Raw genomic sequence first — 14,248 nt, 5'->3', positions numbered from 1 at the left:
GCCGTCAGGCCGCCACGCTCAGCGACTTGTACACCCCGCAGCCCACGTACAGGTCGTCCACCTTGGTCACGTAAGACATCTTGGTCTGGACGATGCCGCTCTGCGGGTTGGTGATGTCGTACTCCACCCAGCCCGGTTCCAGCTCGGCCTGCGCCACGATGGCCTCCAGCAGCGACGCGCCGTCCACGCCGGGGATGTCCTGCACCCGGCCACCGACCTTGTCGGGCCGGCCACCGAAAGCCCGGTAGCTGCCGAGGCGGTCGAGGGCGAACACATACATGTCGCGGTCGTGAAAGGCCCGGGCCGGGTCGGTGATGTCGCGCAGAAAACCCTCTCGACCCGATTGCGCCCGCAACGCGAGCGCCTGCTGCACCAGCTGCATGGCCTCCTCGGCCGCCCCCTGCTGCAGCATGAAGGACGACACCGCCTGCGCCAGCGTGGCCGCACGGCCTTCCAGCTGGGTGGCCTGCTGCACCGCGCGCTCCACCATCTGGGCGTTGCGCTGCGTGATTTCGTCCAGTTGGCCGACGGCGGTCGAGATTTCGCTCAGGCCGCTGCTCTGCTCGGCACTGGCGGCCGAGATCAGCGACATGTTGGCCGCGACCCCACGCACCCCGTTGACGATCTCGGTCATGTTGGTGCCGGCCACGCGCATCTGCGCCACGCTGGCCGAGACCTGCGCCCCCGAGGCCTGGATCAGTTCACGGATCTCGCGCGACGAGGCGGCCGAGCGCTGCGCCAGGCTGCGCACCTCGCTCGCCACCACGGCAAACCCCCTGCCCTGCTCGCCGGCGCGCGCCGCTTCCACCGCCGCGTTGAGCGCCAGGATGTTGGTCTGAAACGCCAGGCTGTCGATCACGCCGATGATCTCGTTCATCTGCTGTGCGCTCTTCTGGATGCCCTCGACCGAATCCACCGCGCGCACCATGGCCTGGGCACCCGCTTCCGCCACGTCGCGCACGCGGGCCGCCTGAGCGTCGGAATTGACCGCAGTTTCGGCGTTCTGGTGCACGGTGCTGGACAGTTCCTGCACGCTGGCCGCCGTCTGTTCCAGGTTGGCGGCCTGCTGTTCGGTGCGGTCGGCCAGATCGCGGTTGCCCGCCACCAGGCTCTTGCCCGCGTAGGCCACCAGCGCCGAGTTGCTGCGGACTTCGGCAACCATGCCCGACAGTTTGTTGATCATGTTCGCCAGCTGCGCCGCCAGGTCGGCCAGCTCATCGTTGCCCCGCACCTGCACATGCGCCCGCAGGTTGCCTTGGGCGGTCTGGCTCATCACGCTGCTCACATGGCGGAAGTCGACCACGAAGCTCATGTAGAAGGACAACAGCAGGTACGTCAATGCGGCCAGGCCCAACAAGGCCACGCCCATGGCCACCTGGCGCTGGGTGCGCAAGGCCGCCAGCCGGGCCTCCAGCAAGGTGTCCAGCCGCTGCAGCACCGCCGTCTGGTAGGTGCGCACTGCGCCGATCGCGGCGGTGCCGGATTCAAAAAAGGCAGCGCTCGTCACCGTTCCAGGGTTGTCCAGCGCACGCCGCGCCTGCTCAATGAAGGTCTCGCTGCCCTTCAACGCGGACTCGCCTTGCAGGCCGTTCTGACCGTAGCGTTCGGCAAACCCCATGGAAAACCGGTGGTCAAGGGCGTCGGCCTGCAGGCTGTCGAGCTGCAGGCGCAGGCGGGTCACGGCTTCAGGGTCCGGCTGGGGCAGGCTCAGCTGGCCGGCCCCCTGGCCGCGCAGGCGCCCGATCAACTCGGTCCAGGGCACGGTGCGGGAGACCACCATGTCCATCAGGAAGTAGCTGGCAGGGTCGGGGTCAAACAGCAGGCTGGACCGTTCACCCATCGTGTAGACAAGACGACGCAGATCGTCGATCAAGGCGGTGTGGGACTGAAAGGACTCCGGGGCCGGCAAGCGCTCGGTCGCCGGGAGCTGCTCCAGCCGGCTGGCCAGGGTCTTCCATTCGGCAGCCACCTCGAAGTCAGGGCGTCGGTCGAGTTCGGCGCCCACCGCCGCCAGCGCAGCTTGCAGCTCGCCGCGTGTCTTGTCGAGCGCGCCGCGGACGGACGCGTTGCCCGACAGCAGCATGTGGGTTTGACCACGGTGCGTCTGGACCGCCGTGACGAGGTCGGCCAGGCGCGCGATGCTGTGCGAACCTTGCGCCTCCCGCTCGGTGAAGTCGATGTCACCCCCGATGCGCTGCACCAGCAGCACGCACACCACCACCATCGGCACCACCAGCGCCATGGCGAGAAGACCGAGCTTGACGGGCAGACGCAGGCGGCGCATCAGCCATACGCCGGGCATCATGGGTTGAATTCGGAACATGACCAAGTGGCTCCAGAAAGACTGCAACAAACATCTATCGACGCGAATGGGGTCGTACTTGAGCCCCAGGAGCGTCACGGCGCGGATCAGTGCAGCGGGGAGATGCCGGCCTGCCGCGCCTCGAAGTGGCGAAACAGCTGCATCGAGATCAGACGCAGGGTCTCGTCGCACAGGGTTTGCGCGTGCACGAGCTGTTTCAAGGCGTAGCGCTTGTCGCTCAGCATCAGCGCCCGGCTGATCGACATGCCGTGGCTGGCCATGCGAAGGCTGAACGCTTCCAGCAACTCCAGCGGCCAGTGCAGCGAGAGCTCACGTTCGCGCCAGACCGGCGGCTGTTGCGCCCACCGGCGATCGCCCTGTTGGACGGCGGTCACCACCGGGGCGAGGCCCGGCATGGCACTGAAGGGGTTGGGCGTGGTGTCCATGGCGGGATCCTGCTGGGTTGAACGTGTGGCACCAGCGTACCCACCCGCGCGTGGACGGGTCCCTCGAACAACACGGGAAAAACCGCCCTGCTCCAGCCCTCGACATGGCCTTGGCACAATCCAGGGATGTCCACAACCCACCCCAACCGCCTCATCCGGCTGGATGCCCAGCCCGCCGGGCAGCCCGAGACCGATCACCCCAGACCCGAGCGCCTCCTCCGGGGCAACCCGCTGCGCGAAACCTGGAACCGGGTGGACGAAGGCCTGCCCGCCGGGCAGGTGTTTTGCGGCGTGTGGCGCTGCGAGCCCGGGCGCTGGCGCATCGCCATGGGGCCGACCGAGCGCGAGCTGTTCACGGTGCTCAGCGGGCGCTGCCGCGTGCACGATGCGCTGGGCGGATTTGAAGAGATGGGGCCGGGCGAGGGGCTGTACATCCCGCCCGGATTTGAAGGCGAATTCGAGGTGCTGGAGCAGCTCACCAAGACCTACATGATCTGCGAGTAAACCGAGCGGGCAGAAAAATGGCCCTGCGGGCGCGAGCTCCGCAGGGCCTGTCTCCTCGGCTTCTTCAATCGTTCAGGCAGGGCTCCCCGCCAGCTTCGCAAAGGCAGCCACCACCTCGGGCGGCGCCTGCACCAGTTCAATCAGCACGCCCTCGCCAGCGATCGGAAATTCCTCGTTCGCCTTGGGGTGCAGGAAGGTGATGTCAAAACCCGCCGCGCCCTGGCGGATGCCGCCAGGAGCGAAGCGCACGCCATTGGCCGTGAGCCACTCCACCGCCACAGGCAGGTCGTCGATCCACAGGCCGATGTGGTTCAGCGGTGTGGTGTGCACGGCCGGCTTCTTCTCGGGGTCGATGGGCTGCATCAGGTCCACCTCGACCTTGAACGGGCCGCTGCCGATGGCGCAGATGTCTTCGTCCACGTTCTCGCGTTCGCTCTGGAAGCTGCCGGTCTTCTCCAGACCCAGCATGTCCACCCACAGCGTCTGCAGGCGCAGCTTGTCGGGCCCGCCGATGGCGATCTGCTGGACGCCCAGCACCTTGAACGGTCTTGGCGTGCCCTGACGATCCGGCGCCGGGCCGCCCCAAGCCGGATCAGCCCCCTCGGGGGGCAGCGAACCGCGCAGCGGTGAAGCGTGGGGGCTGCTCATTTCTCGAACTCCACGATGGGTTGATCCACCACCAGCGATTCGCCCTTGGACGCCAGCACCTTGGATACGATGCCATCGGCCGCGGCGAACAGCACGTTCTCCATCTTCATGGCTTCAATGACCGCCACGCGCTCGCCGGCCTGCACCTTCTGGCCGACCTGCACCGCCACGTCGACCAGCAGACCGGGCATGGGCGAGAGCACGTATTTGCTCATGTCGGGGGCTGCCTTGAACGGCATCAACTTGTGCAGCTCGGCCATGCGACGCGAGACCACCACGGTCTCGATGCGCGTACCGTTGTGCTGCACCACCAGGGCCAGCGGGTTGCGTGGCGTGCCACGCTCCACCTGCGCGGTGAACGGCTGGCCGTTGCACACGCCGGTGATGCAGATGTCGTTCAGGCGCGAAGGGCTGCTGATCTCGAAGCGCTTGCCTCCGATGGTGACCACGGCAGAACCGAGCTGGCCCAACACCTCGTCCACGTGCACGGCGGTGTAGCGGTTCTGGCCAGCGGCACCCAGCGTGATCACGCTGAAGTCGTGGCCGACCTTGACGCCGTAGCCCGGCAGCTGGCCGGTCAGGCCCGCTGCGCGCTCGCGCGACTTGCGGCGCACGAAAGCGGCCAGAGCGACCAGGAAGTCGGCGTCGTCGTGCGGCACGTCTTCGGCGCGGAAACCGTGCGCGTAGTGCTCGGCGATGAAGCCGGTGTTGAACTCACCCGACACGAACTTCGGGTGCGCCAGCAGCGCGGCCTGGAACGGGATGTTGCTGCTGATGCCGCGGATCACGAAACCGTTGAGCGCCTCGCGCATCTTGGCAATCGCTTCATTGCGGTCCTTGCCGTGCACGATGAGCTTGGCGATCATCGAGTCGTAGTACATCGGGATTTCGCCACCATCGACCACACCGGTGTCCACGCGCACGCCGTACAGATCGGCGGTGTTGGACTGGTGCATGGTCTGCGCCGGTGGCTGGAAACGCACGAGGCGGCCGGTGGAGGGAAGGAAGTTGCGGAACGGGTCCTCGGCGTTGATGCGGCACTCCATGGCCCAGCCGTTGCGTTGCACCTGGTCCTGGGTGATCGGCAGCTGCTCGCCTGCGGCTACACGGATCATCAGCTCCACCAGATCCACGCCGGTGATGCACTCCGTCACCGGGTGTTCCACCTGCAGGCGGGTGTTCATTTCCAGGAAGTAGAAGTCCTGGTCCTTGCCGACCACGAACTCCACCGTGCCGGCGCTCTGGTACTTCACCGCCTTGGCCAGGGCCACCGCCTGCTCGCCCATGGCCTTGCGGGTGGCGTCGGAGATGAAGGGCGACGGCGCCTCTTCGATCACCTTCTGGTGGCGGCGCTGGATCGAGCACTCTCGTTCGTTCAGATAGATCACGTTGCCGTGCGAATCACCCAGCACCTGGATCTCGATGTGGCGCGGCTCCAGCACGTATTTTTCGATGAAGACGCGGTCGTCGCCGAAGCTGTTGCGGGCTTCGTTGCGGCACGAGGTGAAGCCCTCGAAGGCTTCCTTGTCGTTGAAAGCCACGCGCAGGCCCTTGCCGCCGCCGCCGGCCGAGGCCTTGATCATCACGGGGTAGCCGATGTCCTTGGCGATCTCGACCGCGCGCTCGGCCGTTTCGATGGCGTCGTTCCAGCCCGGGATGGTGTTGACCTTGGCCTCGTTGGCCAGCTTCTTGGACGCGATCTTGTCGCCCATGGCCGCGATGGAGAAATGGCGCGGGCCGATGAAGGCGATGCCTTCATCTTCACAGCGTTTGGCGAAAGCTTCGTTTTCCGACAGGAAGCCGTAGCCGGGGTGGATGGCCTGCGCGCCGGTCTGCTTGGCGGCGGCAATGATCTTGTCCGCCACCAGGTAGGACTCGCGCGAAGGCGCCAGGCCGAGCAACACGGCCTCGTCGGCGAGCTGAACGTGGCGCGCTTCCTTGTCGGCTTCGGAATACACCGCCACGGTGGCGATGCCCATCTTCTTGGCGGTGGCGATCACGCGGCAGGCGATTTCGCCGCGGTTGGCAATGAGAATTTTGGTGAACATTTCAGTCTCCTAGACGAGAGCAAGTGTGTTGTTTGTTCGGGGATGCGCCGCTGTGCCCGCCATGGGCACGGTGTGCCTGCCTCCGCTCATGTCCCCCGCCGACCTGCGGTCGGCTCCTCCTCTACTTCGCTGCGGCAGGCACACCGTGCCCATGGCTGCGAAGGAGATTGAACACAAGACAGCGGCATACCCACCCACCAGGATCGGACTGTGTGGGCGTTTTGCGCAGGTAAAGGAGGAGGCCGAAGGCCGGGGGACACGGAGCAAAACGCCCACACAGTCCGATCCAGCGCCAGCCCAGGTCATGCCAAGCACCATGCGGCTCAAAGAGGAATGTTTCCGTGCTTGCGCCACGGGTTTTCCAGCTTTTTGTCCTTCAGCATCACCAGCGAACGGCAGATGCGCTTGCGCGTCTCGTGCGGCAGGATCACGTCGTCGATGAAACCGCGCGCACCCGCCACGAAGGGATTGGCGAAGCGGGCCTTGTATTCGGCTTCCTTGGCCGCCAGCTTGGCCGGGTCGCCCTTGTCTTCGCGGAAGATGATCTCCACCGCCCCCTTGGCGCCCATCACCGCGATCTCGGCGTTGGGCCAGGCGAAGTTGACGTCGCCGCGCAGGTGCTTGGAAGCCATCACGTCGTAGGCGCCGCCGTAAGCCTTGCGCGTGATCACGGTGATCTTCGGCACGGTGCACTCGGCGTAGGCGTAGAGCAGCTTGGCGCCGTGTTTGATGATGCCGCCGTACTCCTGCGAGGTGCCGGGCATGAAGCCGGGCACGTCCACGAAAGTGATCACCGGGATGTTGAACGCATCGCAGAAACGCACGAAGCGCGCGGCCTTGATGCTCGACTTGATGTCCAGGCAACCGGCCAGCACCAGCGGCTGGTTGGCCACGATGCCAACCGTCTGCCCGTCCATGCGCGCGAAGCCGATCAGGATGTTCTTCGCGTACTCGGGCTGCAGCTCGAAGAAATCGCCGTCGTCCACCGTCTTGACGATCAGCTCCTTCATGTCGTAGGGCTTGTTCGGGTTCTCGGGCACCAGGGTGTCGAGGCTCAGGTCCATGCGGTCGATCGGGTCACCACTGGGGCGCACGGGGGCTTTTTCGCGGTTGTTCAGCGGCAGGTAGTTGTAGAGCCGGCGCAGCATCAGCAGCGCTTCCACGTCGTTCTCGAACGCCAGGTCGGCGACACCGCTCTTGGTGGTGTGCGTCACGGCGCCGCCCAGTTCTTCGGCGGTCACTTCTTCGTGCGTCACGGTCTTCACCACCTCGGGGCCGGTCACGAACATGTAGCTCGAATCCTTGACCATGAAGATGAAGTCGGTCATGGCGGGCGAATACACCGCGCCGCCGGCCGAGGGGCCCATGATCATGCTGATCTGCGGCACCACGCCACTGGCCATCACGTTGCGCTGGAACACATCGGCGTATCCACCGAGCGAGGCCACGCCTTCCTGGATGCGGGCGCCGCCCGAATCGTTGAGGCCGATCACCGGCGCGCCGACCTTCATGGCCTGGTCCATCACCTTGCAGATCTTCTCAGCATGCGCTTCGGACAGCGCGCCACCGAAGACCGTGAAGTCCTGGCTGAAGACGAACACCAGGCGGCCGTTGATCATGCCGTAGCCGGTGACCACGCCGTCGCCGGGAATCTTGTTGTCCTGCATGCCGAAGTCGGTGCAGCGGTGTTCGACGAACATGTCCCACTCTTCAAACGTGCCCTCGTCGAGCAGCACTTCCAGCCGCTCGCGCGCCGTGAGCTTGCCCTTGGCGTGTTGTGCGGCGATGCGCTTTTCACCGCCACCGAGGCGGGCTGCGGCGCGCTTTTGCTCCAGCTGGTCCAGGATGTCTTGCATGCGTTTTCTCCAGAAAAATCGGTACGTCTTCAGTCAAACAATTCGAGCAGCTGGCGCGCTGCGGTGGATGCAGGCAGTTCACCGGCCAGCACCCGGCGGGTGGTGTCGTCGAGCCTTGCGCGGATCTGCGGGTGTTCACGGAAGCGTTGCTTCAGGCCGGCGTCGATGCGCTCCCACATCCAGGCGCCCGCCTGGTGCTGGCGGCGCGCGGCGAGCCGGCCGTTGGCGGTCTGCACGGTGCGGAATCGGGACACTTCGGCCCAGAAGCTGTCCACACCCTGGTTGTGCAGCGCGCTGATCTGGATCACCTGCGGGTGCCAGATGCGTTCGTCGTGATGGGCATGTTCCGGGTGGCCATGCAGGCCGAGCAGGCGCAACGAAGACGTGATTTGCGCGCGCGCGCGGGTAGCGGCGTCGGGATCGATGTCGGCCTTGTTGATGACCACCAGATCGGCCAACTCCATCACGCCCTTCTTGATCGCCTGCAGGTCGTCGCCCGCGTTGGGCAGTTGCAGCAGGCAGAACATGTCGGTCATGTTCGCCACGGCCGTCTCGCTCTGGCCCACTCCAACGGTTTCCACCATCACGATGTCGTGGCCCGCGGCTTCGCAGACGAGCATGGCTTCGCGCGTCTTCTCGGCCACGCCCCCCAGCGTGCCGCTGCTCGGGCTGGGGCGGATGTAGGCCCGCTCGTGCACGCTCAGGTGCTCCATGCGGGTCTTGTCACCCAGGATGGAACCGCCCGAGACGGTGGACGAAGGATCGATGGTCAGCACCGCGACACGGTGGCCCAGCCCAATCAGGTACAGGCCCAGCGCCTCGATGAAGGTGCTCTTGCCCACGCCGGGCACACCGCTGATGCCGAGCCGGAACGATTTGCCTGTGTGCGGCAGCAGCGCCGTCAGCAACTCATCGCCTTGCGCACGGTGGTCGGCGCGGGTCGACTCCAGCAGCGTGATGGCCTTGGCCATGGCGCGGCGCTGCACGGCGCCGGTGCCGGTCAGCACACCGGCCTGCAACTCGGCAGGGGTCACGCAATCGCCTTCTTGATCTGCTCCAGCACGTCCTTCGCGCTGGCGGGAATGGGCGTGCCGGGGCCATAGATGCCCTTGACGCCCGCCTCGTACAGCATCTCGTAGTCCTGGCGCGGGATCACGCCACCCACGAACACGATGATGTCGTCGGCGCCCTGCTTCTTCAGCTCGGCAATGATGGCGGGCACCAGGGTCTTGTGACCGGCGGCCAGGGTGCTGACGCCCACAGCATGCACGTCGTTCTCGATCGCCTGGCGGGCGCATTCTTCGGGTGTCTGGAACAGCGGCCCCATGTCCACGTCAAAGCCCAGGTCGGCGAAGGCCGTGGCCACCACCTTGGCGCCGCGGTCGTGACCGTCCTGGCCGAGCTTGCTGATCATCACGCGCGGACGGCGGCCTTGCGCTTCGGCAAACGCGTTGATCTCTGTCTTGAGGGCGTCCCAGCCTTCGGCGGAATCGTAGGCAGCTGCGTACACACCGGTCACCTTTTGTGTATCGGCGCGGTGGCGCCCAAAAACCTTTTCCAGCGCATCGCTCACCTCGCCGACCGTGGCGCGCAGGCGCATGGCCTGGATGCACAGGTCCAGCAGGTTGCCCTGGCCGGACTCGGCGGACGCGGTCAACGCGTTGAGTGCGGCCTCGACCTTGGCTGCGTCACGACTGGCCTTGATCTGCTTCAGTCGAGCGATCTGCCCGTCGCGCACCGCCACGTTGTCGATGTCTCGTGCTTCGATGGCGTCTTCGGTCTTGAGCTTGTATTTGTTGACGCCGACGATCACGTCCTTGCCGCTGTCGATACGAGCCTGCTTCTCCGCCGCCGCCGCTTCGATCTTCAGCTTGGCCCAGCCGCTGTCCACGGCCTTGGTCATGCCCCCCATGGCCTCGACCTCTTCGATGATGGCCCAGGCCTTGTCGGCCATTTCCTGCGTCAGGCTTTCCATCATGTAGCTGCCGGCCCAAGGGTCGACCACACTCGTGATGTGGGTCTCTTCCTGGATGATCAGCTGCGTATTGCGCGCGATGCGGGCGCTGAACTCGGTGGGCAGGGCGATGGCTTCGTCAAAGCTGTTGGTGTGGAGCGACTGCGTGCCGCCGAACACTGCGGCCATGGCTTCGATGGCCGTGCGCACCACGTTGTTGTACGGGTCCTGCTCGGTCAGCGACCAGCCCGAAGTCTGGCAGTGCGTGCGCAGCATCAGGCTCTTGGGGTTCTTGGCGTCGAAGCCCTTCATGATGCGCGTCCAAAGCAGGCGGGCCGCGCGCATCTTGGCGATCTCCAGGTAGAAGTTCATGCCGATCGCCCAGAAGAAGCTCAGGCGCCCGGCGAACCCGTCCACGTCCATGCCCTTGGCGATGGCGGTCTTCACATACTCCTTGCCGTCGGCCAGCGTGAAGGCCAGCTCCAGCGCCTGGTTGGCGCCCGCCTCCTGCATGTGGTAACCCGAGATCGAGATCGAGTTGAACTTCGGCATGTGCTGGGCCGTGTACTCGATGATGTCGCCGATGATCTTCATCGACGGCTCGGGCGGGTAGATGTAGGTGTTGCGGACCATGAACTCTTTCAGAATGTCGTTCTGAATCGTTCCGCTCAGTTTGTCTTGCGAGACGCCCTGCTCTTCCGCCGCCACCACGTAGCCCGCCAGCACCGGCAGCACGGCGCCGTTCATCGTCATGGAGACGCTGACCTTGTCCAGCGGGATCTCATTGAAGAGGATCTTCATGTCCTCGACCGAGTCGATGGCCACGCCGGCCTTGCCCACGTCGCCGGTGACGCGTGGGTGGTCGGAGTCGTAGCCGCGGTGGGTGGCCAGGTCGAAGGCCACCGACACGCCCTGCCCGCCGGCGGCCAGCGCCTTGCGGTAGAAGGCGTTGGATTCTTCGGCGGTGGAAAACCCGGCGTACTGGCGGATCGTCCAGGGCCGCACCGCGTACATGGTGGCCTGCGGGCCGCGGATGAAGGGCTCAAAACCCGGCAGCGTGTTGGTGTGCGGCAGGTTCGCCGTGTCTTCTGCCGTGTACAACGGCTTGACGGAAATACCGTCGGGCGTGACCCAGTTCAGCGCGTTCACGTCGCCGCCGGGAACGGATTTCTGGGCCGCCTTGGTCCAGGCGTCGAGGGTGGCGGGGGTGAATTCGGGCGTGTTCTGGCTCATGGCGGGTGCGTGGGGCTACAAAGGGACAACAAATTCGCGTCGGCGATTTTATATCATTCATAATTATTGATGCAAAATATTCCTGCCCGCTTACAATCACGGCCAGTCACACACCCACAGATCCCCCCGCTGTAAATCCATGTCCGCCCTTTCGCTCGCCCCCCGCGCCCTGTACGAAGAAGTCGCCGAGCTGCTGCGCCAGCGCATCTTCAAGCGCGAGCTGGAGCCTGGCAGCTGGATCGATGAACTCAAGATCGCCGAGGAATACGGTATCAGCCGCACGCCCCTGCGGGAAGCCCTCAAAGTGCTGGCCGCCGAAGGCCTGGTGACCATGAAGGTGCGCCGCGGCGCCTACGTGACCGAAGTGTCCGACAAGGACCTGGCCGACGTCTACCACCTGCTCGCCCTGCTCGAATCCGACGCTGCGGGTGTGGTGGCCCAGCGCGCAAGCGACACCGAGCTGGCCGAACTCAAGGCCTTGCACGCCGACCTCGAAGCCGCCCTCCCTGACCGCGACCGGTTTTTTGCGCTCAACGAGCGTTTTCACATGCGCGTGCTCGAAATCGCCAACAACCGCTGGCGCGAGCAGATGGTGGCCGACCTGCGCAAGGTCATGAAGCTCAACCGCCACAACTCGCTGTTCAAGACCGGCCGCATCGACGAATCGCTGGCCGAACACCGCGCCATCATGGTCGCCCTGCTCGCGCGCAACGCCGAGCTGACGCAGCAGCGCATGCACGAGCATTTCCAGAACGGGCTCGAAGCCGCCGCGTGATCACCTGAGGGGCCACGGAAGGTGGTCTCACGGGCTGATAAATTCGGTTGGGAGCAGGCTTGATCACACCGGGTCAGGCCGTTCACCGAACCCATCAGGAACCTGCATGAGCACCGCGCCCACCGCCCAACCGGGCATCTTCGAACCCGTTCCGGCCCAGGGCCGCTACCTCACCTGCCAGTTGCGCGTCGGCGCAGACCCGCGCACCGTGCTGCGCCGGCTGGCCGGTCAAGCCGACGGCCAACACACCATCGTCGGGCTGGGCGCATCGCTGGTGCGCGAGCTGGATGCGACGGTCCCGGGCCTCAGGAGCTTCCGTGGCGTTGAGGGCGCGCGCGTCAAACTCCCGGCCACGCCCGCCGACCTGCTCATCTGGCTGCGCGGCACCGACCGCGGCGAGCTGCTGATCCGCAGCCGCCACCTGGAGGCCTTGATCGCACCAGCGTTCGACGTGCAGGACATCACCGATGCCTTCAACCACAACCACGGCAGAGACCTGACCGGCTACCAGGACGGCACCGAAAACCCCGAGGGGGCCGATGCCGAGGCGGCCGCCGTGCTGCCCGACAGCGCGGGGCTGCTGGCCGGCAGCAGCTTTGTCGCGGTGCAGCGCTGGTGCCACCACATGAGCCGCTTCGAGGCCATGTCCAAACAGCAGCAGGACCACGCCATCGGCCGGGAGCGCGAGAGCAATCAGGAGCTCGACGACGCGCCCGAGTCGGCCCATGTGAAGCGCACCGCGCAGGAAAACTTCGATCCCGAGGCCTTTGTGCTGCGGCGCTCGATGCCCTGGGCCGAGGGCAACGAAGGGGGCCTGGTGTTTGCCGCCTTCGGCTGCTCGTTCGACGCCTTTGAAGCCCAGCTGCGCCGCATGTCCGGCGCCGAAGACGGCATCGTCGACGCCCTGTTTGGTTTCACCGAGCCCGAAACGGGGGCGTACTTCTGGTGCCCGCCGGTGTGCAACGGCGAGATCGATCTGCGCGCCATCGGGCTCTGACCAGTCAAGGGTTTGTCCGGGGAGCGGGCTTGACAATTGTCAAGTCACATACCCCCAGGAGCATCCATCATCCAAGTGACTCTCACACCGACCACTTGGAGACAATCCCATGGCTCACATCGTCATTCTGGGCGCCGGCCTCGGCGGCATGCCCATGGCCTATGAAATGAAGGCGCTCGCCCGCGCCGGTGACACGGTCACCGTGATCAGCGAGGCGCCCAAGTTCCATTTCGTCCCGTCCAACCCCTGGGTGGCCGTGGACTGGCGCCAACGCAAGGACATCGAGGTGGACATCGTCCCGGCACTCCAGCGCAAAGGCATTCAGTCCATCATCCAGCGCGCCAGGCGGGTGCACCCCGACACCAACCAGATCGAGCTGGAAGACGGCAGCCGGGTGGACTACGACTACCTGGTCATCGCCACCGGCCCCAAGCTGGCGTTCGACGAAGTCGAAGGCCTGGGCCCGCACGGCGGCCACACGCAGTCGATCTGCCATGTGAGCCACGCCGAGACCACCAAGACCGCCTGGGATCAATTCGTGGAGGCCCCCGGCCCCATCGTGGTGGGCGCGGTGCAAGGCGCGTCGTGTTTCGGCCCGGCCTACGAGTTCGCGATGATCATGGACACCGACCTGCGCCGGCGCAAGATCCGCGACCAGGTGCCCATGACCTACGTGACGCCCGAGCCCTACATCGGTCACCTGGGCCTGGGCGGCGTGGGCGACTCCAAGGGCATGCTCGAATCGGCCCTGCGCCAGCGCCACATCAAGTGGATCTGCAACGCCAAAACCACCAAGGTGGAAGCCGGCAACATGTACGTGACCGAGCACAACGACCAGGGCCAGCCCATCAAGGAACACGTGCTGCCCTTCAAGCACAGCATGATGCTGCCGGCCTTCAAGGGGGTGGACGCGGTCTTCGGCATCGAAGGCCTGACCAACCCGCGCGGCTTCATCACCATCGACGCCCACCAGCGCAACGCCCGGTTCAAGAACATCTTCAGCGTGGGCGTGTGCGTCGCGATCCCGCCGGTGGAGGTCACGCCCATCCCGTGCGGCACGCCCAAGACTGGCTACATGATCGAGTCCATGGTCACGGCCACGGCACACAACATCCGTGAACTGCTGGACGGCCAGGAGCCGACGCACAAGGCCACCTGGAACACGGTGTGCCTGGCCGACTTCGGCGACACCGGCGCGGCCTTTGTGGCACTGCCGCAGATCCCGCCGCGCAACGTGAGCTGGTTCGCGGAAGGCAAGTGGGTGCACCTGGCCAAGGTGGCTTTCGAGAAGTACTTCATGCGCAAGATGGAGAAAGGCACGTCAGAGCCGATCTACGAAAAGATCATCATGGACTTCATCGGCATCACCAAGCTCAAGGCCAAGATCACGGGCAAGTAAGCCGCTTGAGGTGGCTTGCTCCAGGATGCCGTGGAACCGGCTTTGCCGGGCCACAGGCATCGCCCCCTTTGGGGGGTGCCGCGAAG

The 14,248-nt window shown here is 65.6% G+C and carries 11 protein-coding genes; 4 read left to right on the top strand and 7 right to left on the bottom strand.

What is annotated here, in order from left to right:
* Positions 1-4: 4 nt before the first annotated feature.
* Together IM738_RS25970 and IM738_RS06530 are read right to left on the bottom strand one after the other, a co-directional pair.
* Positions 5-2,323: a methyl-accepting chemotaxis protein gene (locus IM738_RS25970; protein WP_336886553.1), complete on the bottom strand. Its 2,319-nt coding sequence runs from the start codon at positions 2,321-2,323 to the stop codon at positions 5-7.
* 86 nt (positions 2,324-2,409) lie between these two features.
* A complete protein-coding gene (locus IM738_RS06530) occupies positions 2,410-2,748 on the bottom strand; it encodes a hypothetical protein (RefSeq protein ID WP_236965077.1) in 339 nt (112 codons plus the stop codon).
* Positions 2,749-2,874: 126 nt separating this feature from the next.
* Between IM738_RS06530 and IM738_RS06525 the strand changes: the two genes are divergently transcribed.
* The gene (locus IM738_RS06525; protein WP_236965076.1) at positions 2,875-3,252 is read left to right on the top strand and encodes a cupin domain-containing protein; all 378 of its coding nucleotides are present in this window, start codon (positions 2,875-2,877) and stop codon (positions 3,250-3,252) included.
* Positions 3,253-3,324: 72 nt separating this feature from the next.
* On the opposite strand, the gene IM738_RS06520 is transcribed toward IM738_RS06525, so the two are convergent.
* From IM738_RS06520 to scpA, 5 genes are all read right to left on the bottom strand, one after another.
* Positions 3,325-3,900, bottom strand: coding sequence for a VOC family protein (locus tag IM738_RS06520; RefSeq protein WP_236965075.1), 576 nt, complete (start codon positions 3,898-3,900; stop codon positions 3,325-3,327).
* Positions 3,897-5,948: an acetyl-CoA carboxylase biotin carboxylase subunit gene (locus IM738_RS06515; protein ID WP_236965074.1), complete on the bottom strand. Its 2,052-nt coding sequence runs from the start codon at positions 5,946-5,948 to the stop codon at positions 3,897-3,899. The genes IM738_RS06520 and IM738_RS06515 overlap by 4 nt, the downstream gene beginning before the upstream one ends.
* A gap of 323 nt (positions 5,949-6,271) precedes the next feature.
* A complete protein-coding gene (locus IM738_RS06510) occupies positions 6,272-7,804 on the bottom strand; it encodes an acyl-CoA carboxylase subunit beta (protein WP_236965073.1) in 1,533 nt (510 codons plus the stop codon).
* 29 nt (positions 7,805-7,833) lie between these two features.
* Complete coding sequence (gene meaB / locus IM738_RS06505) at positions 7,834-8,838, bottom strand: methylmalonyl Co-A mutase-associated GTPase MeaB (RefSeq protein ID WP_236965072.1); 1,005 nt, start codon at positions 8,836-8,838, stop codon at positions 7,834-7,836.
* Positions 8,835-10,991 (bottom strand): methylmalonyl-CoA mutase, encoded by a 2,157-nt coding sequence (scpA, locus tag IM738_RS06500; protein WP_236965071.1) that lies wholly within the window; start codon positions 10,989-10,991, stop codon positions 8,835-8,837. Before scpA ends, meaB begins: the two co-directional genes overlap by 4 nt.
* 139 nt (positions 10,992-11,130) lie before the next feature.
* Between scpA and IM738_RS06495 the strand changes: the two genes are divergently transcribed.
* The 3 genes from IM738_RS06495 to IM738_RS06485 all read left to right on the top strand — a co-directional run bounded on the left by IM738_RS06495 (position 11,131) and on the right by IM738_RS06485 (position 14,162).
* Positions 11,131-11,766: a GntR family transcriptional regulator gene (locus IM738_RS06495; protein WP_236965070.1), complete on the top strand. Its 636-nt coding sequence runs from the start codon at positions 11,131-11,133 to the stop codon at positions 11,764-11,766.
* A gap of 106 nt (positions 11,767-11,872) precedes the next feature.
* Positions 11,873-12,763, top strand: a complete 891-nt coding sequence (locus IM738_RS06490) for a Dyp-type peroxidase (RefSeq protein ID WP_236965069.1) — start codon at positions 11,873-11,875, stop codon at positions 12,761-12,763.
* A gap of 109 nt (positions 12,764-12,872) precedes the next feature.
* Positions 12,873-14,162 carry an NAD(P)/FAD-dependent oxidoreductase gene (locus tag IM738_RS06485; protein ID WP_236965068.1) on the top strand — a complete coding sequence of 430 codons (1,290 nt, stop codon included), beginning with the start codon at positions 12,873-12,875 and terminating at the stop codon, positions 14,160-14,162.
* Positions 14,163-14,248 lie beyond the last annotated feature (86 nt).

This window comes from Hydrogenophaga sp. SL48 (genome assembly GCF_021729865.1).
Classification (GTDB): domain Bacteria; phylum Pseudomonadota; class Gammaproteobacteria; order Burkholderiales; family Burkholderiaceae_C; genus Hydrogenophaga.
The sequence above is the reverse complement of the archived record's forward strand: the minus strand, read 5'-3'. Positions and strand labels throughout refer to the sequence as shown.